This window comes from Amycolatopsis sp. NPDC059235 (genome assembly GCF_042754125.1).
GTDB classification, from domain to species: domain Bacteria; phylum Actinomycetota; class Actinomycetes; order Mycobacteriales; family Pseudonocardiaceae; genus Amycolatopsis; species Amycolatopsis albidoflava.
In genome coordinates, this window is record NZ_JBHZAG010000094.1 from 1 (window position 1) to 22,581 (window position 22,581).

Here is a 22,581-nt window from a genome sequence, read left to right on the forward strand (position 1 = left end):
TCTTGTCGCTCCTGTCGAAGGTCCGTGAGGGGAACCCTGAGGGAATCAGAGTCCCTCAGGGTTCCCCTCACGGACGCTAGATAAGCCCCTGGCGAAGCGCGAAAGCAACCGCATGCGCGCGATTCCGCAGCCGCAACCGGTGGGTGATGTCGTGCACGATCGTCGTCACCGTCCGAGCCGAATAGGCCAGCGCGGAGGCGATCTCGGCGGTCTCGTGACCGTCGGCGACCATGCGCAGGACGTCGCGTTCCCGGGCGTCGAGCGTCGGTGCCTCGAGGATCGTGTTCTGGCGTGACTCGAAAAGGTCGCTCAGCAAGTCCGGCGGCATGGTGCCGTGGCCGGTCGCGGCCGCGCGCACGGCGGAGACCAATGTCTGCTCGCACGCTTGTTCCCGCCGCAGCACCCCGCAGGCTCCCGCCTCGATCGCGCGCGCGGCTCGGGCCGCGTCGACCCTGCCGGTCACCAAGAGCACGGTCGCGTTGCGCTCCTTGGCGGCCCGGATCGCTTCAAGCGCCGGGTCATCGACCTCGTCGACAGCCAGCACGGCGACGCCGCCGTCGTGATCGCCGGTGAACTCGGCGCAGCCGTAGAGGGCGCTTTCCAGTCCGGCGCGCAGGAACGGGTCGGCGGCGAGCACCCGCACCGGGACGGTCCGTTCGAGGGTGGTCATTTTCCCTTCTCCTCTCGGCTTGCCGCCACCGCGGCGGGTTCGGGCTCGGGTTCTTCGAGCAGGTCCGGCAGTTCTTCGACGCGGCGCAGCGACGGGCGGGCGGCCAGCGCGCCCAGGACGACCAGCAGCAGCCCGGCGAGCAGGAACATCAGGGCCATGCCGCGGCCGGGACCGGTGCCGATCAGCTGGCCGACGGAACCGGCCAGCGCGCCGCCCGGGCGCATGAGCGGCTCGAACACGCCGTCGGCGAGCGGGCCGGCGACCAGGTACGCGACCGGGCTCGCGGCCTGCGACACCGCCCGCGAGGTCGCCATGACCTTGCCGAGGTTGGCGGGATCGACCTTGCTCTGCAGCACGGTCTGCGCGGTGCCGGTGATCACCGGCAGGGTGAACAGGAAGAACGGCCCGATCGCGATGACCAGCGCCAGCGACGGGGCCAGCGCATGAATCGCGAGCGCGATCCCGCCGAAAGCCATGAACGCGGCGATCCCGCGCATCCGCTTCTTCGGACCGCCCCAGACGCCCATCACCAGGCTTCCGGCGAACAGCCCGCAGCCGCCCGCGAACACCTGGAAACCGAGACCGGCGGGGCTGGCGAACGAAAGCACCAGCGGACGGACGAGCGTTCCGGCGACGCCGAAACAGAAGTAGAACCCGGCGAGGACGCCGAGCAGTCCGGTCAACCCGGGACGGCGGCGCAGTTCCGCCCAGCCTGCCGGGACTTGCCGCCAGATCGACGGTCCGCCCGGCTCGGGCGCGGCGGTGCGCACGGCGGCGCGGGGGAGCGGAACCAGCAGCACGACCAGCAGCGACGCGGCGAAGGTGACGAGGTCGATCAGGACGACGCCGCGCAGGCCGGCGAGCGCGAGCAGCGTCCCGGCGACGACCGGTGCGGCGACCTGCGCGCTGAACACCACCTGTGACAGGCCGTTCGCCCGGCTGAGGTGCTGTTTCGGCACCAGCAGGGGGATCATCGCGCTGAAGGTGACTTGCTGCAGGGTTCCGCACATCGCGGTCAGGGCGGTGACGACGTAGACGTGCCAGGTCTGCAGTTGGTCGGCGTTGATCAGCAGTGCCAGCGCGCCGACCGAAACGAGCGCGACGCAGTCGGCGGCGACGAGGATCCGGCGGCGGTGCAGCCGGTCGGCGAGCGCGCCCGCGAACGGCGCGATCAGCAGGGCGGGGATCGCGCCGGAGAGCATGATCAGGGCGAACTGGGTGGCCGAGCCGGAACGCTCGTAGGTCCAGACGCCGAGCACGAACCCGGTCAGTGCGGAGCCGATGATCGAGACCAGCTGTGCCGACCAGAGGAGGACGAACCCCCGCGTTCCCATCGTGGTCAACGGTGCTCCTTCCGGGTAGCCGCGCGGCCGGGCGCGCGGGTGCGGTGGTCCGAGGCGGCGGTCAACGGGGCTCGCTCCCCGCGGTCGCCGGGGCGGGCAGGTGTCCAATGTGGACATAGTGGGCGAGATACCGCTGCAGCAAAGCGCGATCCGCGGGCGGGCAGACCAGCCCGCCGGCCGCGACGACGACCTCCGTGTGCGAACAGTCGAACACCGTCCGCCGGGGCGGCGACGTGCGCTCGATCATCGCCGTGATCGCGCTCAGCGCCGGGTCGGCCGTGTCCGCGGCCGCCGCGGTCAACGCTGCGTGCCAGTCCGAGAACGGCACCGCTTCGATGGGATAGCCGAACGAGCGCATCCCGGCGACCACCTCGCCGAAGCGGATCGTGCGCTGGTTGTGGAAGTGGAAATCGCAGCCGTATCCGGTGCGCCGGCGCGAGAGGTGGCCGATGGCGGCGGCGACGTGGTCGACCGGGGCCATGTCCTCTTCGATGTCGAAGTCCTCCGCCGGCGCGGTTTCCAGCAGCGCCAGGCAGCGCAGCAGGTTGGCGAACCGGTCGCCGAGCGGGCCGATGCCGGTCCGGCTGTGGCCGGTCACCCGCGCCGGGCGGTGGACGGTCACCGGCAGGCCGCGTTCGCGGGCGGCCCTCGCCAGCCGGTCGGCGGCCCATTTGCTTTGTTCGTAGCCGCGGTTGAGGCCCGTCGGGTCGTCGGGCGGGAGGTCTTCGGTGATGACGGCGTCGCGGTCCAGCGGGTAAACGCCCAGCGACGACACCAGGTGCACGGGGGTTCCGCCGCTTCGGCAGGCCAGCCGGAGCAGTTCGACGGCGCCGAGGACGTTGCCGGGCCGCAGTTGGGCATACGGGCGCAGGAAGTTCGCTTCGCCGCCGCAATGGAAGATGACGTCGAGGTCAGCGGTGACCGCGTCGAGCTCAGCGGCGGAAAGGCCCAGGTGCGGGGAGGCGAGGTCGCCGGGGACGGCGATGATCCGGGGGCGGAAGCGGTCGTCCCACAAGAGGTGGTCACGGAGCACTTGCTCGATCCGCGCGGCGCCCTCGGCGGCATCGGCGGCTCGGATCAGGCAGCGCACCACGACGTCGCTGTGCCGCAGCAGATCGGCGAGCAGGTGCGGGCCCAGGAATCCGGACGCCCCGGTCAGCAGGGCGATCCGCGGCGCCATCGCGCGCTGGATCGCGGCCTCGGCTTGTGCGGGGGTGCAGCGCGGGTCGATGTCAGCGGGAAGCACGGCGTCGGCCTGGACTTCGGCGAGGCGGTCGTCTTCGCGGTCGCCAGGGGAGCGGACGGCGTCGGCGAAAGCGGCGAGGGTGCTGGCTTCGAAGAGAGTGCGCACGGGGACCTCGACGTCCAGCTCCGCGCGGACCTTCGCGATCAGCGTCCCGGCCAGCAGGGAATGCCCGCCGCGCAGGAAAAAGTCGTCGTCGCGGCCGATGCGGTCCACGTCCAGTACCGCGGCCCAGATCGCGGCCAGCCGTTGTTCGAGTTCGCCTTCGGGTTCGGTGAACCCAGTCGTCGTCTCCGCCGGCTCGGGGAGGGCGCGGTGGTCGACCTTGCCGTGGGTGTTCAGCGGCAGCTCCGGGAGCACCGCGAAGGCGTCCGGGACCAGGTAACCGGGCAGGGCGGCGCGCAGGGCCGAGCGGACCGACAGCGGGTCGAGGCTGTCTTCGCCGACGAGGTAGGCGACCAACCGGTCCGCGCGGGCGGTGACCAGGACGTCCTGGACGCCGGGGTGGCGTCGGCAGGCCGCTTCGACCTCGGCCGGTTCGATGCGGTGGCCGCGGACCTTCAGCTGCCGGTCGACGCGGCCGAGGAATTCCAGCCGTCCTTCGGCGTCGAGGCGCGCGAGGTCGCCGGTGCGGTACATCCGCGCGCCGGGCACCGGGGAGAACGGGTCTGGCACGAACTTCTCCGCGGTCGCGCCCGGCCGGTTTCGGTAGCCGCGCGCCGGGGCCTCGCCGCCTAGGCAGAGTTCGCCAGGGGCACCGGGCAGTACCGGCCGCAGCAGGTCGTCGACGACGTAGGCGCGGGCGTGGGGGAGCGGGGTGCCGATCGGCAGCTGCACCCGGCCGTTGAGTTCGGTGGCGTCGAGAGTGCGATAGCTGGTCGTGCAGACGGTCGCTTCGGTGGGGCCGTAGTGGTTGTGGAGTTCGACGCGGCCGCCGGTGAGTGCTGCCCAGGCCCGCACGGCGGTCGTCGGGACGGCTTCGCCGCCGACCATCATCGTCCGCAGTGGACAGTCGAACGGGGTGCTTTCCGTTGCCAGTTCGGCAACCCACTTCTGCCAAAGCGCGGACGGGGTGTCGGCCATGGTGAGCCCGCGGTCGCGGCAGAGCTGGACGAAGCCGGGACCGGTGAGCGACGCCGCGTCGCGCCAGGGCAGGAGGGCCGCGCCGGAGATCAATGCGGGGAAGATGTCTCCGACAGCGGCGTCGAAGGTCAGCGGCGGGATCATCAGCACCCGCTCGCCGGGGCCGAATCCGTGCAGCCGGCGGAAGGAATCGGCCAGTTCGGCGAGTGCGCCGTGGCGGACGGCGACCGGTTTCGCGGCGCCCGTGGAGCCGGAGGTGTAGATGACGTACGCCAGGTCGTCCGGTCCGAGGTCGGCCTCCGGCGGGACTGCGGCACCGGGGAGATCGTCGGTGTGCAGCACCGGGCCGTCGAACGGGAAGGTGTGTTCGCGGCTGGTGACCAGGGCGGCGGGCGCGGCGTCGGACAGCAGTTCGGCAAGTCGCGCGGGCGGGTGCGCGGGGTCGAGCGGCAAGTAGGCGGCACCGGCCAGGAGCACGCCGAGCAGGCCGGTGATGGCGTCCGGGCTCGCGGGCAGGCCGAGGGCGACGACGTCGCCGCGCCGGACTCCGGAGGCGTGCAAAGCCCCGGCGAGTCCGCGTGCGCGGGAGACGAGTTCGGCGTAGGTGAGGCCGTCTTCGACGGCGATGGCGCCGGGAGTCCGCGCGGCTTGGCGGGTGATGAGCGTGGTGACCAGGGTTCCGTCGGAGACCACCGGCGGGGCTGGGTGGCCGCCGTCGCGCAGCCGGACGCGGTCCGCGGCGGGCAGTGCGTCCACTGTGGACACCGGAGCGTCCGGGGCGGCGAGCATGGCCCGCAGCAGGTGTTCGTACTGGTCGGCGAACCGGGCGACTGTGCTGGCGTCGAACAGGTCGGTCGCGTAGTCGAACTGTCCCTCGATCCCGTCCGGAGTGGTGGCCAGTGCCAGGGTCAGGTCGAAGCGCGCGGTGGTGACCGGGAGGTCGAGCCAGTCCGCGCGGACGCCGGGCAGTTCGAGTCCGGCTCCGGCGGAGTTGAGCACGAACATCACCTGGAACACCGGGTTGTGGCTGAGGTCGCGGGCCGGCCGCAGGTCTTGCGCCACCCGTTCCCACGGATAGCTCTGGTGCTCCAGCGCGCCCACGCAGGCTTCCTGCACCTGTGCGAGCACTTCGGTGACGGTCGGGTCCCCGGCCAGCCGGGTGCGGACGGCGACGGTGTTGGCGAACATCCCAACACACTGTTCGATCCCCGGCACGGTCTCGTCGCGCATCGGCATGCCGACCACCACGTCGTCCTGACCGGCATGGCGAGCCAGCAGCAGCACGTACGCGGTCAGCAGCACGGTGTTGGCGGTGACGCCGTGGCGATGGCAGAAGGCGGTGAGGTCGGCCGCGGACAGCTGGAAGGAATGACCGTTGCCGCGGAAGGATTCGGCGGGCGGACGCGGGCGGTCGGTCGGCAATTCCAGCAGCGCCGGGGCGTCGCGGAGTTGCTCGCGCCAGTACCGCGCGCCTGCTTCCAGCGGCTTTGCCGCGTGCCAAGCCGCGTAATCGCCGTAGCGCACCGGTGGTCCGGGCAGCGCGGGCGCGTTCGCCGGGTAGAGCGCGGACAGTTCGCGCAGCAGGATTCCGACGGACGCGGCGTCGGCGACGATGTGGTGCAGCGTCAGCACGAACAGGTGCACGTCGTCGGCGAGAGCGACGACCAGGCCGCGCACCAAGGGCGGCCTGGTCAGATCGAACGGGCGGGCTCGTTCCGCGGTGAGGACGGAATCGGCGGACTCCGGGGTGCCGCGAAGGTCCGCATAGGACAGTTCGGGCGCGGTTCCGGGCAGCGCGAGAATGTGCACCGGCTCGCCGTCGGATTCCGCGAAACCGGACCGCAGCGCCTCGTGCCGGTCGACGACCGCGGCCAGTGCGCGGCGCAGCGCCTCGACGTCGAGCGCGCCGGTAAGCCGCCAGGACTGGGAGATCGTGTACACGCCGTCGCGCGCGCCGAGCCGGTCCAGGAACCACAACTGCCGTTGCGCGGGCAGCAGCGGGACGGGGGCGTCGCCGGTCCGGCGGGGGACCGAGCCGGGTGCGGCGCCAAGGCCGTCGCGCGCGGCCAGCAGCCGGAAGAGCTGCTCTCGCTCGTGCTGTGTCATCGATGCGCTCCTGGAGGGGAATCGGCTTGGAGCAGGGCGAGAACCTCGTCGTCGGGCAGCGCGGCGATCCGCTCCCGCAGGAGCGCGATCTCGTCGGTGACCCCGGGTTCGGCTTCGGCGGCCCGCAGCGCCCCGGCGAAGGCGGCGATCGTGCGCGCGGCGAACAGCGTCCGCAGCCCGACCTCGGACTGGAAGTGCTCGCGCACCTTGGCCAGCAGCCGCGCCGCGAGCAGCGAATGGCCGCCGAGGCGGAAGAAGTCGTCGTGCACGCCGATTTCCTCGACGGCCAGCACCTCCCGCCACAGCCCGGCCAGTCCCCGTTCGACGGCGTCGCGCGGGGCGACCCGGTCCGTTTCGCGGGACTCCCAGACGGGTTCCGGCAGCGCGGTGCGGTCGGTCTTGCCGTTCTTGGTCAGCGGCAGCGCGGGCAGGAAGACGGCGGTCTGCGGGACCAGGTACGCGGGCAGCTGTCCCGAAAGCCGTTCCCGCAGCGAGGCCCATTCGGTGTCTTTGGCGTCTTCGGGGTCTTCGGCGACGACATAGGCGACCAGCCGCACGTCGTCCGGGCCGGCCGGGCGGGCCAGCACGACCGCGTCCGAGACGTGCGGATCGGCGCGCAGCCGGGCTTCGATCTCGCCGAGTTCGATGCGCAGGCCGCGGATCTTCACCTGATGGTCGGTCCGGCCGAGGAACTCCAGCGTTCCGTCGCCGCGTCGGCGCGCGAGGTCGCCGGTGGCGTAAAGGCGGCTTCCGTCGGCGGCGAACGGGTCCGGCACGAACCGTTCGGCGGTCAGGCCGGGGCGGCCGCGGTAACCACGGCTGATTCCCGCGCCGCCGACGTAGATCTCGCCGGCGACGCCGGGCGGGACCGGGTTCAGCCCGGCGTCGAGGACGTGCAGCCGGGTGTTCGGCAGCGACGGACCCAGCGGCACCACCGGACCGCCCGGGCCGACCGCGCCCGCGGAGACGATCATCGTGACTTCCGTGGGGCCGTAAAGGTTCCAGACCCGGCCGTCGGACAGCGCGTCGACGAGTTCGCGGTCGAGCGCCTCGCCGCCGCACAGGCGTTCCCGCACGTTCGCGGGCACGCCGCCGGACGCCAGCAGCATCCGCCAGCGCGTGGGCGTGGCCTGCAGGATCGTCGCGCCGCAGTCTGCGAGCCGCCGCGACAGCGCGACCGGCTCGGCGGAGTCCTCGGTGCTGATCACCGCGACCGAGCCGCCGCGGATCAGCGGGATCAGCAGTTCCCGCACCGACATGTCGAACGCCAGCGTGGTGACCGACGCCCAGACGTCGGTTTCGGTGACCCCGAGCCGGTCGGCGAAGCCGGTGAGCAGGTTGACCACGCCTCGGTGCGGCACCGCGACGCCCTTGGGCCGTCCGGTCGAGCCGGAGGTGTAGATGAGGTACGCGAGATCGGCCGGGTCGGGGGTCCCGTCCGGCGCGGTGTCCGGCCCGGCGTAGTCCAGGTCGACGTCCAGCACGGTCTCGAACCGGGGCAGCCGACCGGCGTTCTCGCGGTCGACGACGGCGATCCGGACGGCTGCCTCGTCGATGACGTAGGCGTGCCGTTCCAGCGGCCATTCCGGGTCGAGCGGGACGTACGCGCCGCCGGCTTTCCAGATCGCCAGCAGCGCCACCACCATCTCGGCGGAGCGGCGGACGCAGAGCCCGACCGGGACGTCCGGGCCGACGCCGCGGCGGCGCAGGGCGTGCGCGAGCCGGTTCGCCCGGGTGTCCAGTTCGCGGTAGGTGAGCGAACCGGCGATCGCGGTCGCCGAGCCGCGGTCGCGGACGTGCGGCGCGATCAGGTCCAGCGCGGTGGCTGCGGCGGGGAAAGCGGTGTCGAGCGGTTCCCAGCGTTGCGCGGCGTCCAGCAGGGGGACCGCGCCGATCCGCTGCGCGGGATCCGCGGTGACTGAGGTGAGGAACGCGCACAGGTGCTCGGCGAAGCGGACGACGGTGGCTTCGTCGAACAGATCGGTGCGGTATTCGAGGTATCCGTGCAGGCAGTCGCCTTCGTCGCGGACGCCGAGCATCAGGTCCAGCTTCGCGGTGGCGGTGTGCGGGCCGGCGAAGTCGGTGACAGTCAGGCCGGACAGTTGCGGCAGCGCGCCGTCGCCGTGGCCGTTGAAGCCGACCTGGTAGATCGGCGAATGTCCGAGGCTGCGTTCCGGGCGGACCGCCTCGACCACGCGCTCGAACGGGATTTCCGCCCCGCCGAGAGCGTCGACCAGCGCGTCGCAGACGTCGAGGAGCAGATCGGAGAAGGTCGGCTCGTCAGCGGTCGAGATCCGGACTGGGACGGTGTTGACGAAGAAGCCGATCAGGTGCTCGGTGTCGACCTGCGAACGTTGCCCGACGACTGTGCCGACCACGACGTCGTCCTGACCGCTGTACCGGGCGAGCAGGGCGTGGTAAGCGGCCAGCACGGTCATGAAAACCGTTGCGCCGGAAGCAATCGCGAGCTTGCGGACGGCCTCGGTGAGTTCGGCCGGGAACGGGAACTCGTGGATGCCGCCCGCGTAAGACGCGGTGGCGGGCCGGGGACGGTCGGTCGGCAGGGTGATCAGCTCCGGCGCGCCGCGCAGCCGCTCCGCCCATTCCGCCAGCAGCTCGACGCCTTCCGGGCTGTCGAGGTGTTCTCGTTGCCACCGCACGAAATCCGCGTACTGCATCGGGAGCGGCGGCAGGCCCGGTTCGGCGCCGGACAGCTCGGCTCGGTAGCTCTCGGCCAGTTCGTCCAGCAGCAACGAGACCGACCAGCCGTCGGCGATCGCGTGGTGCAGCGTGACGACCAGAACGTGCAGGTCCTCGGCCTGGCGCAGGAGCAGCACCCGGGCGAGCGGCCCGGCGGTCAGGTCGAACGGGGTGCGGATCTCCGCCGAAGCCGCTGCCTGCGCGGCCGAGTCGTCGCTGACCGCGCGGACAGTGAAGGAGAAGCCGTTCTCGGTGACGACTTGCTCCGGAACGCCGTCGCGCTCGAGGAAAACGGTCCGCAGCGCCGCGTGCCGGGCCGAGATTCTCGCGAAGGCGCGACGCAGGGCTTCGACGTCGAGCGGTCCGGACAACCGCAGCGCGGTGGGCACGTGATAGACGGGAGAACCGGGGTCGAGCCGGTCGAGGAACCACAGCCGCTCCTGGCCGGGCGAGCAAGGGAAGACGTTCACGACGCCCCGATTCCGGCCTGGTCAGTCTCGGTCTCGTCCAGCTCGCGGGCGAGCCGGTCGTGCTCCACCAGTTCCCGCAGCTGGACCGGAACCTGGTCGCCGAACAGCCGCAGGTACGCGCGCGCCTGGTCGGGATCGGAACGCAGGAACGGGTAGTCGGTCGGCACCATGTGCCGCACCGCCAGCATCGCGACCGGGCTGCGCAGCGGACGGAACGCGGGGTTCCACAGCCCGCCCTTGTCCGGCGGGCCGTTGTGGAACTCGCCGATCATCAGGCCCTCGGAGACGTACTCCGACTTCAGCGTGTGCTGCACGGTGTCGACCACGCCCGAGCGGTCGTCCGGCGGCGCGTCCGGGAACAGCAGCAGGATGGCGGTCAGCTGCGCGCTCGGGTGCCCGCGCGGCGCGAGGTCGAGAAACCAGTCCCGGTAGCAGCGCAGGGTTTCGGTCAGCCGCGGGCCGGCGGCCGGGACGCCCGGTTCGACGGCGAGGTAGAACCGGCCGCGCTCCAGCGACGGCTGCGCGAACGGGCAGACGTTGCCGCCGCGGCCGAGATCGGGATGCGGGCCGGACAGGTAGCCGCGGCCCCAGTCGAAGATCGCCCGCAGGTGGACCTCGAACCGCAGCAGGCGTTCGGGAAGGGCGAGCGGGTCGAGGTCGTGCCGCTCCACCAGGACGCGGCCGGGGTCGGTCGGATGGGTGAGCATCAGCTTCGGTCTCCAGGCGAGTGCGGTCCGGCGGTCCGGCGGCGGGCGAGCGCGCCGCCGGTCAGGGCGAAGGCGAGCGCGGTGGCTCCGCCGCCCCAGGCCAGCGCGGCGTGCTGGCGCCGGGCGCGGCGCAAGGCGTCCGCGTACGGGATCGTGGTGTGCGAAACCATGGTGTAGAGCGGCATCCAGCGCTTCGGGAAGGCGCGGCTGAGCACCAGGTCCGCCTTCTTGCGGGCCAGGAACAGCGGCGAGGCCACCCGGGTGCGCAGTTCGTCGAAGTTCTGCTCGGACAGGTCCGCGAGGACGTCGGTGTGCGGCTTGCGCCGCTGTTCGAAGGTGCGGAGCGCTTCGGCCCAGTCGTCGTTGGCGAGGCAGTCGCGCAGCACCGCGCAGTCCTCCAGCGCCGAGTTCATGCCCTGGCCGTAGAAGGGGTACACCGCGTGCGCGGCGTCGCCGATCAGCACCACGCGGCCTTCGTGCTGCCACGGTGAACTCCGGACGGTCACGAGATGTCCGGTCGGGTGCGAGAGGAACTGTTCGACGATGTCCGGCACCAGCTCCAGCACGTCCGGGAACCGCGTGTCGAACAGTGCGCGCACCGAGTGTTCGGTGGTGAGCGTGGCGAGGCTGCGCTCGCCCGAGAGCGGCAGGAAGACGGTCGCGGTGAGCGAGCCGTTGATGTTGGGGTGCGCGACGATCAGGCCGTCGTCGCCCGGCCAGACGTGCAGCGCGTCCGGGCTGCTGCGCACCTCGCCGGACGGGCCGGCGGCGATCGCGAACTCCTTGTAGCCCCAGGGCAGGACCCGCTGCCGGAAGTCGGCGGGCAGGCCGCGCAGCAGCCGGGTACGCACGGCCGAGAACGCGCCGTCCGCGCCGACGACGAGATCGGCGGAAGCATGGTATAGACCACTTTCGCCGGTGAAGGTGCAGACCGGTTTCGCGGTCGCGGACCCGCGGTCGAGGTCGGTGAGAGTGACGCCGAAGCGGGCGCTGACGTTCGGGTGCTCCAGGGCTTTGCCGAGCAGGATCCGGTTGAGGTCGTCGCGCAGCACGGAGCGCAGGATCTGGTCCTCGTAGCAGCCGTAGGGCTGGAAATCGAGCTCGCCGTCGCGCTGGTGGATGACCCGGCCGCGCATCGGGGCCGCCGCGGCGAGCACCGGGCCGAGCAGGCCGACCTGGTCCAGCGCCCGGATTCCGCGCTGGGAAAGGCCGAGGTTGATCGACCGCCCGCCGCCCGCGCCGGCGCCGCGCGGGTCCGGCCTGCGTTCGTGGATCTCCACGCGGTGCCCGAGCTGGGCGAAGTGGATCGCGGCGAGCGAGCCGGCCAGCCCCGCGCCGGCCACCAGAACCTGTTTGCCGTTCATTCCGGCCGCCGTCCCGCCGCGTGAGGGCAATTGTGCCGCCGCCGTTCGGCGTGCTTTTCCGTTGAGCGGTTATCGGCGGCCGGACGCGCAATTCGGCCGATCGGAGCAGTATTGCGCGCACTTCCGAGTGCACGCTCACCAATGGTGATCCGGAAGATCACCGGAGTAATCGCGGGCGAAGTGTGTCCGTTCGGCTGCGGAAAGTGTCCGGGCCATTTCGGTAACGTTCCGGCGGCGCGTTCCGATCGAACGCCCGGCCCTCGTCCCGGTCGTGGTAAACGCCCAGGTCCGCTGTTGCTCACCGATCCTCCTGCGAGATTCGTGGCGCGCCCGGCGCACGGCCGAGGTTCTCCCTGTTGGCCGATAGCCCGGGCCGGGGCGCGGGCACTAACCTGTTCCCGCTTGCCCGGCTGATTCGCCGGTTTGTCCCGGGCCTCAAAATAAAACCGGAAGATAACGGGTGCGAGCATCCGTAGAATTACCGCAATTCGCTGGTCGGGCGAAGGGGGAGAGCATGGTCGAGAAGGAGTTTGTCGGCAGGTCGGCGGAACTGGCCGCGTGCCTGGACCGCTCGGCCGCGGTGACCGTGGTGGAGGGGCGGCCGGGGATCGGGAAAACCCGGCTGCTGGCCGAAGTCGCCCGGCGGGCGCCGGATCCGGTGTGCGCGGTGCCCGCCGCCGGGACCGGGTTCGCGCGCCGTCTCGCGCGGGTGCTCGGATCGGAATCGCTGGTGGTCGTGGACGACGCGCAGTGGGCCGACGAAGAGTGCTTGCGGCTGTTGATGTCGCTGGTCCGGAGACCGGACAGCGACCGGCGGCTGGTGTTGTCGGTGCGCGACGGGCGGCAGCAGCCCGCACTGGCGCGCCTGCTGCACGCCGAGCGGGTCCCGGCCCGTTACGTGACCTTGCCCGCTTTCACCGACGACGAGGTCGCGCGGCTGCTGCCCGGGCACGACGCCGCCGAGCGGGCGCGGATCGCCGCCGCGGCCGAGCGCATTCCGCTGTACCTGTTGCTGCTGGCCGATTTGCCGCCGCGCGAGTGGCCGGGACAGGACGACAGCCTGGCGGCCGAAGACCGGCCGATGCTTCCGGCGGAACGCGTGCTGTTCGCCGAGGTGTCGGCGCTGCCGGAGCCGGAGCGGCTCGTCGTGCAGGCGGCGGCGTGCGGCGGCGCGACGATCGACGCGGACCTGGTCCAGGCGATGACTGTGCTGCCGAGGGCCGAGGTCGGCCACGCGATCGAGCGGCTGCTGCGGCGCGGCGTGCTGGCCGGCGGGGCCGCGGGGCTGCGGTTCCGGCATCCGCTGGTCCGGGTCGCCGCCGCGCGGCTGGCCGGCCGCGGCTGGGCCGCGGGCGCGCACCACCGGGCGGCGGAGTACCTGCGCGAACTCGACGCGCCGCTCGCCTTGCGCGCCTACCACCTCGAGAAATCCTTGTACCGCCACGATCTGGTCGCGGTCGGCGAGCTGGCTTCGGCGGGGGAGGAGGTGCTCGGCACCGATCCGGCGGCGTGCGCGCGCTGGCTCGGCGCGGCGGTGGCGAACCTGCCGGAGCGGATGCGCGGCGGCCACGAGCACTGCCGCCTGTCGGTGCTGCGCGCGGAAGCGCTGCTGGCCTCCGGTCAACCGGCTGGGGCGCGGGCGCTGCTGACGGCGTTGCCGGAGTCGCCTCGCGTGCTCGCGCTGCTTTCCCGCTGCGAGCACGCGCTCGGCCGGACCCGGCGCGCGCGGGCGATCGCCGAGGCCGCGATCGCCGCGTCGGGCAAGTCTGACGCGCGGGCGCAACTCGAACTGGCCCACCTGGAACTGCTGGACGGCGACATCGACGGCGCGCAGCAACGGCTCCGCCGGACCGCGGCGGACCCAGGCGCCGGGTCCGCCGTGCAATCCGCGATCGCGGCGCTCGCCGCCATCGGGCTGGCCTGCGCCGGGCGGACCGCCGAAGCCCGGCACGCCCAGCGGGCCGCGGCCGACGGCTTCGACCTGCTCGACGACAGCGAGCTGCGCTCGGTGCTCTACACCGTGCCCGCGCTGTGCTGGGCCTCCAGCTTCCTCGACGACGACCGGCGGGCGCTCGCCCTGCTCGACCGGGCGCTGCCGCTGAGCGCGGCCGGGCTGCCGTTTCTGTATTCGGCGCGCGGCTTCGTGCTCTGGAAACTGGGCCGGCTCGCCGAAGCAGCCGAGGCGGCCACCGAAGCGGAAAGCGCCGCGACCCGCTTCGGCCACCACGACGTCGTGCCGATGGCCGCCGCGATCCGGCTGCGGGTCCTGCTCGCGACCGGAGATCGCACGGCGGCCGAGCAACAGTGGCGGACGGTCGAGAAAATGCCGCGACCGGCTGTCGAATGGTGGCGGCGGACGGTGGAGCACATCCTCGCCGAGGCCGGTTTCGAGCTGGGGATGCTGCCCGGAGCCGTCGAACAGCCCATGGAGCGGACGGAGAATCCGTTGCTGGTGGCCAGATTGGCGCAGGATTGCCGGGTCGCGCTCGCTGAGGGAGCGCCCGCGGAGGCCCGCCGGCGGGCGGCTGAAGCGATGGAACGGGCCGCGGTGACCGGGTTGCACAGCGATCTCGGCATCGCGCTGCTGGCTCGCGCGACGGTCCTGGCAGCGGAGGCCGACCTCGCTGCCGCACTGACGGACGCGTCGGCCGCGGCGGTCGCGTTCGGCCGGGCGGCGATGGCGCTGCACCGCGGCCGCGCGGTTCTGCTGGTCGCGGAAGTGCTGGGCAGGCAGGAGAACTTCGACGCCGCGACCCAGCGGATCGGCGAGGCCCGGGAGGTGTTCCGGAGCGCGGGAGCCAGTGCGCTGCTGCGCGAGACGACGAAGGTGCAGCGGCGGCTGGCCGGGCGGCGCAAGCCGCGGCCGACGGCGGACGGACCGGCGCTTTCGCGCCGCGAACGGCAAGTGGCGGAAATGGTGGTGCGCGGGCTGACGACGAAGGAAATCGCGGCCGAGCTGTTCCTCAGCCCGCGCACGGTGGACGCGCATGTGGCTCGGGTGCTGAACAAACTCGACCTCACGACCCGCGCCGGGATCGCCCGCCGGTTGATCGGCTGACGCGGTCGGCTCCCGGTCCGGCCGGCTCGGGCCGGGACCGTTTTCCGATTATTCCCGCGTTTCCGGGACAGGATCCGGCCCGCGACAGCGGTGTCCCGGGGCATGGAACAAACCGCCGGACCCGGACCCGCGCCGCTGTACTGTCAGCCCGGATAAATCGCGGAAAGCGCTCCCCGAAGGGCCGTTTTCGTGGATGCGACGGATCAGGGTGACTGATGAACTGCTGCGCGACGAAATACGCCATTCTGGACTTGGACGGCACTCTTCTTCCCGGGCACACCTCGCGGCATTATCTGCGGGTTCTGCTCGACGACGGCACCTGCGACCGGCAAGCGGGGCTGTCCTGCCTGGAGGCGATCGACCGGTTCGCCGCCGAGGAGAAAGCGCCGCCCGGGCTGATGGACGAGATCTACCGGCTGTACGCGCTCGCGATGAAAGGGGCTTCGGTCCCGCGGGCCCGGTTCGCCGCGGAGAAAACCTGGCGGGCGAGCCGGGGCAAGCTGTTTTCCTTTGTCCCGGAACTGCTTTCGCTGCTGCGGGCGAGCGGGTACCGCGTCCATCTGCTGTCGGGCAATCACGATTTCCCGGTGCAGGAGGCGGCGATCGACCTGCGGCTGTCCGGCGGGCACGGCGCCGTCGTGGAGGTGGCCGACGGCAGGTTCACCGGGCGTCTTCTGTCGGCGCCCGGCGCGGCGGGCGGCAAACTCGCGTTCGTGCGGTGCCTGTCCGAAGCGGCCGGATTCGGCGCGGAGAACTTCCTCGCGATCGGGAATTCCGCCTCGGACGCGGAGATGTTCCGGTGCGTCGGCAAGGCGGTGGCCTTCGAGCCGGACGCGGAACTGCGGCGGCTTTCCGCCGGGCAGCCCTGGCACGCGGCCGACCGGCGGACGATCCTGCGGGTGTGCGAGCGAGTGGTCGCCGGAGCGGAAGCGGCGTGACCGGCGCGGGTGCCCCGGGTGGCGGGAAGCTGGTGCGCCCGCTGCGGATTCGCGTTCTGGTATGCGGATCGCGTTGTGTTCCAAGGCTATTGCTCTGGAAAACGTAGCGAGCGGGGGAAATCGAGCCGCGGGTTCCGGTGGGCGTCGTGGCAGCGGTTCGCGGTTCGCCGCCGGAAAGTCAAGGCCCTGTCCCGTGGGCCGGAACATTGCTCTGCGTCCTCGATTGGTCGCTCGCCGTCGACTGGGTGCTGGTATGGTCTTTCGGCGGAGGCGCGGCGGCGACCGGAGACGGCGCCCGCTGATTCTCCCGCTGTCGGCACGGGCGGCACCAACCCCGCCGCCGTGGCCGGCGTGGTCGATCGTCGCTTCGGAGCCGGATCCGCCCGCCGACCGCGGGGGTCGGGCCGAAGCGACGGCGGCGCCGCCCGGCGTCCGATGACGCGCGCGGCGGAAACGCGGTAGTGCCCGGAATATTCTCGGTCCCGGTCGAATTGCCCGCCGGATTTCGGGGACGTTCCGCCGAGGTTCTCCGCCGGACGAAAAGCAGTGGAGTGCGCAATTGTCACGGCCTGCGAGCACTGCGGCGTGCGATGACTCTTCGGCTACCCAGGGTGACTGGTTGTGTCCGCTTCCGGGCGCGGACTCATCGCACGGCGAGGCGAGCAGGCCAACGCGCTGCGCCACTGGGGCGATCTGTTTCAGTGAACGGGTGCGTGCGGTTGTGCCGGACACGCTCCTGAGCAAGCATAAAAGCGCAGGCGTCCGGCGCGGGAACAGGACTGCATCAGGAAAGAAGCGGGTGGCGGAACGAGACTGGGCGGCAGCGAGGCGCGGTGCCGCCCGGGGGTGGAAGACGGCGTCGAGACCGCGGGGCAGCGGTCGCGCGACAGCGCCGAGGGCGTGCGGGGCGAGGTTCCCGGCGAACCGGACGGCGCGCGCACGAGGGAATTTGTGGATTCGGTGGAGGTTGCGGTCGTGACTATGAGCGACGAAGACACTCGGTGGGCTTGCACGCAGGTGGTGCCGCGCAGGCCGATTCCCCGGGCGCTTTCGATATTGAGCGCCATTCGCGATTCCGGCGGGATCGAAACGCTGAGCGAGATCTCGCGGTCGACCCGCCTTCCGAAAAGCACGGTGCACCGGCTGCTGGCCGAGATGCAGGGATACGGAATGGTCGTGCGGGCCGGATACCATTACCGGCACGGGGAAGCGGTCTGCCGGCTCGCGAGACCCGGTTCGACCCAGGAACTGCAGCGCCTGCGAAGAGGCATTCTCCCTTCGCTGATCGATATCCACTGGCGCACCGGATATCTGGTCGGCCTCGGCGTGGCCAGCGGCAATATCGTCGATTTCGTGCATTTGATCTACAGCAGCGGATACTGTTCGGTCGCCGAACGGATAGAAAACGATTCGCAGCTCGCCGGGAGCGCGGCGGGAAGAGTGCTGATGGCGTTCGATCCCGGCCTCGCCGCGCGGTTCGCGGTGTTCGCCGGCTACCGCGGCGAGGACGAGAACGGCGGTGGGCTCCCGGCGTGGCTGAGCACGGAACTGCGCGAGATCCGGCGGCGCGAGGTGTCGTTCAACCCGCGCGTCCCCGGCGCGCTGCTCGCCGCGGCGGTACCGGTCTTCAACGTGACCGGGACGGCGGTGGCCGCGCTGAGCGTGGCGGCCCCGCGCCGGGTGTTCAATTCGCGGGAAGCGCATTCGTCGCTGCAGGCGACCCGGATGGCGGCGCAGCGAATCCTCCGCGAAACGGTGGCGGCCGACTGGCGGAGCGCGAAACCCGGCCGTCCGGTGGAATAGCCGCGGTGCCGGCTCCCCGCCAATGTCCGTGAAGGGCCCCTTGAGGGAATCTGATTCCCTCAAGGGGCCCTTCACGGACCTCAGTACCCCGCGCCAGGTCCGCCGGTAGCAAGGAACCCTGCGCGCCGTCGACGCCGCACCCGCTGCTGCGAAACCCCGGCGCGGCGGGTGGTGCGGCACAGCAGGGGCTTTCGGCGAGATGTCCTGATCGGCGGCGGCACGGTGTGTTCGCGCCGGACTGGTTTTCGGCTGGATGTCAGCTGGACGCGGGGCGGGGGAGCGGGACGGAATTGCGCTGCCGCGCCTAGGCTTTCGGCGCGACGTCGGCTGGTCGGCGCAGACCGTGCCGTCGCGCGAGGCGGTGAGGTGTCCGCTGGATGGCGGGGCAAGCGAGGAGATTCCGTTGTGCCGGAACGGTTTCCGGCGTTCCGTCCGCTGATCGGCGCAGGCCGTGCCAGCGGGCGGAGCCACAACCCGCTCGCCGAACGCGTGCGAAGGGCCGCAGCGCCTTTCGCACTGGGACCAAAGACTCTCGCGCCGCGGACGTCCGCCCGCAGTGGGGCCGGGCCGCGGCGGCCTAGCGTCGGCCGCTGGACGACCAGTGACCGGCCGGAGGAGGCATGTGATGGACGAGAAGCGGAGGGCCCCGTCGTCGGGGGCTGCCCGCGGCCGGCCCGCCGAACGCGGCAAGCACGGTGCCGCGCTCTGCCGGCGAGCCGGAGAACGGCGCGGGAGCGAGGAGAACCAGGAGCGATGGCGGTGAGCCGGCCGGTGGTCGCCGGGGTCGACGGGTCCACGGCCGCGCTCGCGGCGGTCCGCTGGGCGGCGGTCGAGGCCGGACGGCGCGGCACCGGGCTCGTGGTGTTCCACGCCGAGCTGTGCGACGACCCGGACCTGCTGCCGCACGGGAAACCGCCGGGCGACGCCGAACTCCTGATGGAACCCGCCCGCCGGTTGCTGCGGCAGGCGGCGGAAACCGCCCGGCAGGCCGCGCCCGCGGTTCCGGTGCGGATGTGCGTGCGGCTCGGGACCGCGGCCGAACTGCTGGCCGCGCTGTCCGACGAAGCCGGGCTGCTCGTGCTGGGCGCGCACGGGCTCGGCGGGGCGCGCGGCGGGGCGATCGGGTCGGTGGCGCTGCGGGCGGCCGCGTCCGCGCGCTGCCCGGTGGTGGTGATCCGCGGCAGCGCGGTGGCGGACGGGCCGGTGGTGGTCGGCCTCGACGACTCCGACGGCGGCGAGCGCGCGCTCGCGTTCGCCTTCGACGCGGCTGTTTCGCGCGGAGCCGGGCTCGAGGCGGTGCACGCGTGGCACGACGGCCGCCCCGGCCGGGAAGCCGGATTGCGCGAGCAGGTGGCCGCGTGGTCTCGCAAGCATCCGGTCGTGCCGGTGCGCGTGCATGTCGTGCGGGTGCGCTCGGCGGCGCGGGCGCTGTCCGGGATTTCCGCTGGTGCGCAGCTGATCGTCGCGGGGGCGCGGGCGCGCGGCCCGGTGGCGGGCGGGCTGCTCGGCTCGACGGGGTATTGGCTGCTGGCGCACGCGGCGTGCCCGGTGGCGGTGGCCCGCTGACTTGAGTCCTCAGTGGACGGTCGGCCCGGGGTTTCCGGTCGGAACCTGCCAGTTCGGTGACTTTCGGCCTTCGGCTTCGGGCAGTCCGGCCGCGTCGCGGCGGCGGGCGGAAGCGGTTTCCTGAAGGGGCGACACCGTTCCCGAGAGAGGAGTGCGCAATGACGTCACTGTTGCCCGGTTCCCGGATGGCGCTGCCGAACATCGCCGCCTGGCTCGACCGGCCGTGGCCGTTCGCCGACCACAACCCGGTGCGCATCGAGGAGTCCACCGACGGCCGGACCTACACCGTCCGCGCCGAACTGCCGGGGTTCGACCCGGAGAAGCACATTTCCGTGACGACGCACGACGGGATGCTGACCGTCGAGGCGGACCGCGAGGAACGCAAGCACCTCGACGGCCGCAGCGAATTCTCCTACGGCAGATTCAGCCGCACGGTCCACCTGCCCGCCGGGGCGGTGACGGCGGAGGTGGCCGCACGCTACGCCGACGGGATCCTCGAGATCTCCATGCCGCTGGCCGGGCAGGCGCACGAGAAGCAGATCAAGATCGAGGTCGAGTAGGGCCGCGGCAGCGCTTGGTCCACTGTGGACGGTCGGCCGCTTTCGGGCTGGTCGGACGTGAGGAGCTGCTCGTGATCGTCGCTGGCGTTGACGGTTCGGCGGGCGGCGCGGGTCGGCCGGATGTGAGGAGCTGCTCGTGATCGTCGCTGGCGTTGACGGCTCGGCAGGCGGCGTGGATTGGCCGGACGTGAGGAGCGGACCATGACCGCCGCTGACGAGCGCGAGATCGTCGTCGGCGCCGACGGCTCGCCAGGCAGCGCGGCCGCGGTGCGGTGGGCGCTCGCCGAAGCGGCGGCGAGCGGCCGGGCGGTCGCGGTCCTGCGCGCCTGGACCTTCGACCTGCTCGCGGACCTGGAATCGGCAGTCTCCCGCTCGCACGAAGAGATCGCGTCCCGGTACCGGCACGAACTGGACGAGACGGTCGCCAAGGCGTGCCCCGGCGCGGATCTGGCCCGGGTGCGGACCGCCGCCGTCGACGGCGCACCCGGTCCGGCGCTCGTCCGGGCGTCCGCGGGCGCGGCGATGCTCGTGCTGGGCAGCCACGGGCACAGCCGGGTGCTGCACCTGCTCGTCGGCTCGGTTTCCGAGTACTGCCTGCGGCAGGCGTACTGCCCGGTGGTCATCGTCCCGGCCCGCTCGGCCGAAGAACGCGGGCCGCTGCCGGACGCTCGCCCCGATCCCTTGCTGTGAGGAGCCCCGAGATGAAGAGAACCCGCCAGGTCCGCGCGGTGATGACGGCCGACGTCGCCGCGGTCGAGCCGGGGATGCGCCTCGAAGCCGCCGTCGCCGTGCTGGAGCGACGGGGCGTGGGCGGCGCGCCGGTGGCCGGCGAGGACGGCCGGGTTCTCGGCTTCGTCACGCGCGGCGATCTGTCGAGGCGGCAGTCCCGCTGCTTCGGACGCCTCGTCCGGCGCAAGCCCGGTGCGGTGGCCGAGGTGATGTCGACGCCGCCGGTGACCGTCCGGGCGGACGACGACGTCGTGTGCGCGGTCCGGCGGATGAACGCCAGCCGGGTGCACCGCCTGCCCGTGCTCGGCGGCGACCGCGCCCTGGCCGGCATCGTCACGCGCGGCGACCTCGGCAGGCTGTTCCTGCGGCCGGACGACGAGATCCGCGACGAGGTGCGCGACGAGGTCCTGGACCGGGAGCTGTGCCTCGACCCGGCGTCGCTGGACATCGCGGTGCGCGACGGCGTCGTGTCGCTCACCGGCACGGTCGAGCGCCGCAGCGTCGTCCCGGTGATCCCGGTGATGCTGGCGCTGGTCGGCCGCGTGGACGGCGTGGTGGCGGTGAAGGAGCATTTGCGGGTGGGAGTGGACGCGCGGATCGTCCTGTCCGACGAATCGGCCGCGGGCAGAGCGCCCGGGTGACTCCCGGTTCCCCGTCGCCCGGCGGGAAGAGCGGCCGCTGTCCTTTTCGGACGGTGGCCGCTGCCCGTGCCGGGGCGACGCTTTGGCCGCCGGGTCGGGCAGGGGAGCGAGGGCCGGAAGACGGGCACGGCGGCGATCCGCGTCCACGTCCATCCACAGTGGAATGAATCGATACCGGTCGGCGGGCGCCTGCCTTGTGGCACTGGGCCGGTCGCCCTCCGCGTCGGTTGTGCGGCCGTGGCGCCGCCGGAAGCTGTCCACAGTGGATCGATGCGGCTCCGGTCGTCGGATGCCCGCTGGGCACGATTCCTGGCTGGAAAGTCCGGCAGCGTGCCATGCGGGCGGCGACCCGCGACCCCATCCGCCAGCCGCCGGAATCCGTCCACCGTGGAGCGGCCCCGCGGACCTTCGGCACCGTCCCGCCCGCACCTGCGGCCCCGAGTTCGGCCCCGGCCGAAAGACCCGGCCACCCCTCATCGCCCCGCCGGAGATGCGCTTTCGTCCCTGTGGGAAGGGACTTCGGCCCCTGACGGAGTCCGCCCGGGTGGGCCACCGTGGACGCGACTGCCGGAACCGGCGGCGGGAAGGGGAGGCGGCGGTGTCCCGGAAGAAGCCCGGCGGCGCGGTGCTGGTCGGGGTCGACGAGCCGGAGGCTTCGCTCGCGGCGGTCCGCTGGGCGGCCGTCGAAGCGGTGCGCCGCGGCTGTCTGCTTCAGCTGTTCCAAGCCGGAACCGCGGCCGCGGACCAGGAGGCTCGCGAGCGGTTCGCCCGCGCGCACCGGTGGCTGAGCCGCGCCGCGCAGGTCGCCGAGGAGGCGGCGCCGGGGGTGGCGACTCAGCCGGTCGCTCGGCCCGGGCTCGCCGTCGACCTGCTTGTCGAAAGGTCGCGCTCGGTGTCGCTGGTGGTGCTGGGTTCGCACGGGCTCGGCGGGTTGCGCGGGGCGGCGATCGGCTCGGTCGCGTTGCGGACGGCGGCCTGCGCGTACTGCCCGGTGGTCGTCGTGCGCGGGCGCGCGGCGGCGGGCGGGGCGGTCGTGGTCGGGGTGGACGCCGACGAGCGCGTCGGGGAATTCGCCTTCGAGGCCGCGGCGAACAGGCAGGTGCCGCTCGTCGCGGTGCATGCCTGGCGGTCCGACCGGCCGGGCCGGGCTGCCGAGGAGGACCGCGCGCTGCGGGAGTGCACTACCGCGTGGGCGGACAAATACCCGGAGGTCGCGGTGCGGATCCGGGCGGTGCGGGAACGTTCTCCGGGGCGCGCGCTGCTGGCGGTCGAGGGCGCGCAGCTGGTCGTGATCGGCAGCCGCGGCCGGGGACCGGTCACGGGCGGGCTGCTCGGGTCCACCGGGAACCGGCTGCTCGCACACGCGGCGTGCCCGGTCGCGGTCGTGCGCGGGACGCTCCGGTGAGCAAACGGGGGAAAGCCTTGCGCGCCCGGGACATCATGACTCGACCTCGCGAGCATCGCGCCCGCATGCTGGCCGACCGGCTCTGCGGCGTTCCGGTGGACCTGCTGGTCCGCCGGGCTCCGGCCGCGCGAGTTGCTGAGCGACTGCGCCGGCAACCGGAAGGAGCCGGCGGTGGGCGGCGGAGTCACGATCCGC

14 protein-coding genes are annotated in these 22,581 nt (G+C 72.5%); 8 read left to right on the forward strand and 6 right to left on the reverse strand.

Annotated elements, in window-relative coordinates:
• Positions 1-76: 76 nt before the first annotated feature.
• The 6 genes from ACFXI3_RS39120 to ACFXI3_RS39145 form a co-directional block, all read right to left on the reverse strand.
• Positions 77-670 (reverse strand): response regulator transcription factor, encoded by a 594-nt coding sequence (locus tag ACFXI3_RS39120; protein WP_378406507.1) that lies wholly within the window; start codon positions 668-670, stop codon positions 77-79.
• The gene (locus tag ACFXI3_RS39125) at positions 667-2,004 is read right to left on the reverse strand and encodes an MFS transporter (RefSeq protein ID WP_378406549.1); all 1,338 of its coding nucleotides are present in this window, start codon (positions 2,002-2,004) and stop codon (positions 667-669) included. The genes ACFXI3_RS39120 and ACFXI3_RS39125 overlap by 4 nt, the downstream gene beginning before the upstream one ends.
• 70 nt (positions 2,005-2,074) lie before the next feature.
• Positions 2,075-6,445 carry an amino acid adenylation domain-containing protein gene (locus ACFXI3_RS39130; protein ID WP_378406509.1) on the reverse strand — a complete coding sequence of 1,457 codons (4,371 nt, stop codon included), beginning with the start codon at positions 6,443-6,445 and terminating at the stop codon, positions 2,075-2,077.
• Positions 6,442-9,615 (reverse strand): amino acid adenylation domain-containing protein, encoded by a 3,174-nt coding sequence (locus tag ACFXI3_RS39135; protein WP_378406511.1) that lies wholly within the window; start codon positions 9,613-9,615, stop codon positions 6,442-6,444. The genes ACFXI3_RS39130 and ACFXI3_RS39135 overlap by 4 nt, the downstream gene beginning before the upstream one ends.
• Positions 9,612-10,322 carry a DUF6875 domain-containing protein gene (locus ACFXI3_RS39140; RefSeq protein ID WP_378406513.1) on the reverse strand — a complete coding sequence of 237 codons (711 nt, stop codon included), beginning with the start codon at positions 10,320-10,322 and terminating at the stop codon, positions 9,612-9,614. The genes ACFXI3_RS39135 and ACFXI3_RS39140 overlap by 4 nt, the downstream gene beginning before the upstream one ends.
• Positions 10,322-11,686 carry an FAD-dependent oxidoreductase gene (locus ACFXI3_RS39145; RefSeq protein WP_378406514.1) on the reverse strand — a complete coding sequence of 455 codons (1,365 nt, stop codon included), beginning with the start codon at positions 11,684-11,686 and terminating at the stop codon, positions 10,322-10,324. Before ACFXI3_RS39145 ends, ACFXI3_RS39140 begins: the two co-directional genes overlap by 1 nt.
• A 514-nt stretch (positions 11,687-12,200) precedes the next feature.
• Between ACFXI3_RS39145 and ACFXI3_RS39150 the strand changes: the two genes are divergently transcribed.
• The 8 genes from ACFXI3_RS39150 to ACFXI3_RS39185 all read left to right on the forward strand — a co-directional run bounded on the left by ACFXI3_RS39150 (position 12,201) and on the right by ACFXI3_RS39185 (position 22,386).
• Positions 12,201-14,744, forward strand: coding sequence for a LuxR C-terminal-related transcriptional regulator (locus tag ACFXI3_RS39150; protein WP_378406516.1), 2,544 nt, complete (start codon positions 12,201-12,203; stop codon positions 14,742-14,744).
• 215 nt (positions 14,745-14,959) lie between these two features.
• Complete coding sequence (locus tag ACFXI3_RS39155) at positions 14,960-15,682, forward strand: HAD family hydrolase (RefSeq protein WP_378406518.1); 723 nt, start codon at positions 14,960-14,962, stop codon at positions 15,680-15,682.
• A gap of 846 nt (positions 15,683-16,528) precedes the next feature.
• On the forward strand, positions 16,529-17,485 hold the full coding sequence (locus tag ACFXI3_RS39160; RefSeq protein ID WP_378406520.1) for an IclR family transcriptional regulator: 957 nt from the start codon (positions 16,529-16,531) through the stop codon (positions 17,483-17,485).
• Positions 17,486-18,238: 753 nt separating this feature from the next.
• The gene (locus ACFXI3_RS39165) at positions 18,239-19,051 is read left to right on the forward strand and encodes a universal stress protein (protein WP_344272669.1); all 813 of its coding nucleotides are present in this window, start codon (positions 18,239-18,241) and stop codon (positions 19,049-19,051) included.
• 158 nt (positions 19,052-19,209) lie between these two features.
• Complete coding sequence (locus ACFXI3_RS39170; RefSeq protein WP_344272672.1) at positions 19,210-19,611, forward strand: Hsp20/alpha crystallin family protein; 402 nt, start codon at positions 19,210-19,212, stop codon at positions 19,609-19,611.
• A 201-nt stretch (positions 19,612-19,812) separates the two neighbouring features.
• Complete coding sequence (locus tag ACFXI3_RS39175; protein WP_378406523.1) at positions 19,813-20,301, forward strand: universal stress protein; 489 nt, start codon at positions 19,813-19,815, stop codon at positions 20,299-20,301.
• Between the two features lie 11 nt (positions 20,302-20,312).
• Positions 20,313-20,981 (forward strand): CBS domain-containing protein, encoded by a 669-nt coding sequence (locus ACFXI3_RS39180; protein ID WP_378406525.1) that lies wholly within the window; start codon positions 20,313-20,315, stop codon positions 20,979-20,981.
• 598 nt (positions 20,982-21,579) lie between these two features.
• A complete protein-coding gene (locus tag ACFXI3_RS39185; protein ID WP_378406527.1) occupies positions 21,580-22,386 on the forward strand; it encodes a universal stress protein in 807 nt (268 codons plus the stop codon).
• Positions 22,387-22,581 lie beyond the last annotated feature (195 nt).

What these genes read in the sequence shown, in the direction of transcription:
- ACFXI3_RS39180 (WP_378406525.1), top strand. Translation starts at nt 20,313, where the DNA reads ATGAAGAGAACCCGCCAGGTCCGCGCGGTGATGACGGCCGACGTCGCC.
- ACFXI3_RS39130 (WP_378406509.1), bottom strand. Translation starts at nt 6,445, where the DNA reads ATGACACAGCACGAGCGAGAGCAGCTCTTCCGGCTGCTGGCCGCGCGC.
- ACFXI3_RS39165 (WP_344272669.1), top strand. Translation starts at nt 18,239, where the DNA reads ATGGCGGTGAGCCGGCCGGTGGTCGCCGGGGTCGACGGGTCCACGGCC.
- ACFXI3_RS39170 (WP_344272672.1), top strand. Translation starts at nt 19,210, where the DNA reads ATGACGTCACTGTTGCCCGGTTCCCGGATGGCGCTGCCGAACATCGCC.
- ACFXI3_RS39125 (WP_378406549.1), bottom strand. Translation starts at nt 2,004, where the DNA reads ATGGGAACGCGGGGGTTCGTCCTCCTCTGGTCGGCACAGCTGGTCTCG.
- ACFXI3_RS39120 (WP_378406507.1), bottom strand. Translation starts at nt 670, where the DNA reads ATGACCACCCTCGAACGGACCGTCCCGGTGCGGGTGCTCGCCGCCGAC.
- ACFXI3_RS39140 (WP_378406513.1), bottom strand. Translation starts at nt 10,322, where the DNA reads ATGCTCACCCATCCGACCGACCCCGGCCGCGTCCTGGTGGAGCGGCAC.
- ACFXI3_RS39145 (WP_378406514.1), bottom strand. Translation starts at nt 11,686, where the DNA reads ATGAACGGCAAACAGGTTCTGGTGGCCGGCGCGGGGCTGGCCGGCTCG.
- ACFXI3_RS39155 (WP_378406518.1), top strand. Translation starts at nt 14,960, where the DNA reads ATGAACTGCTGCGCGACGAAATACGCCATTCTGGACTTGGACGGCACT.
- ACFXI3_RS39175 (WP_378406523.1), top strand. Translation starts at nt 19,813, where the DNA reads ATGACCGCCGCTGACGAGCGCGAGATCGTCGTCGGCGCCGACGGCTCG.
- ACFXI3_RS39150 (WP_378406516.1), top strand. Translation starts at nt 12,201, where the DNA reads ATGGTCGAGAAGGAGTTTGTCGGCAGGTCGGCGGAACTGGCCGCGTGC.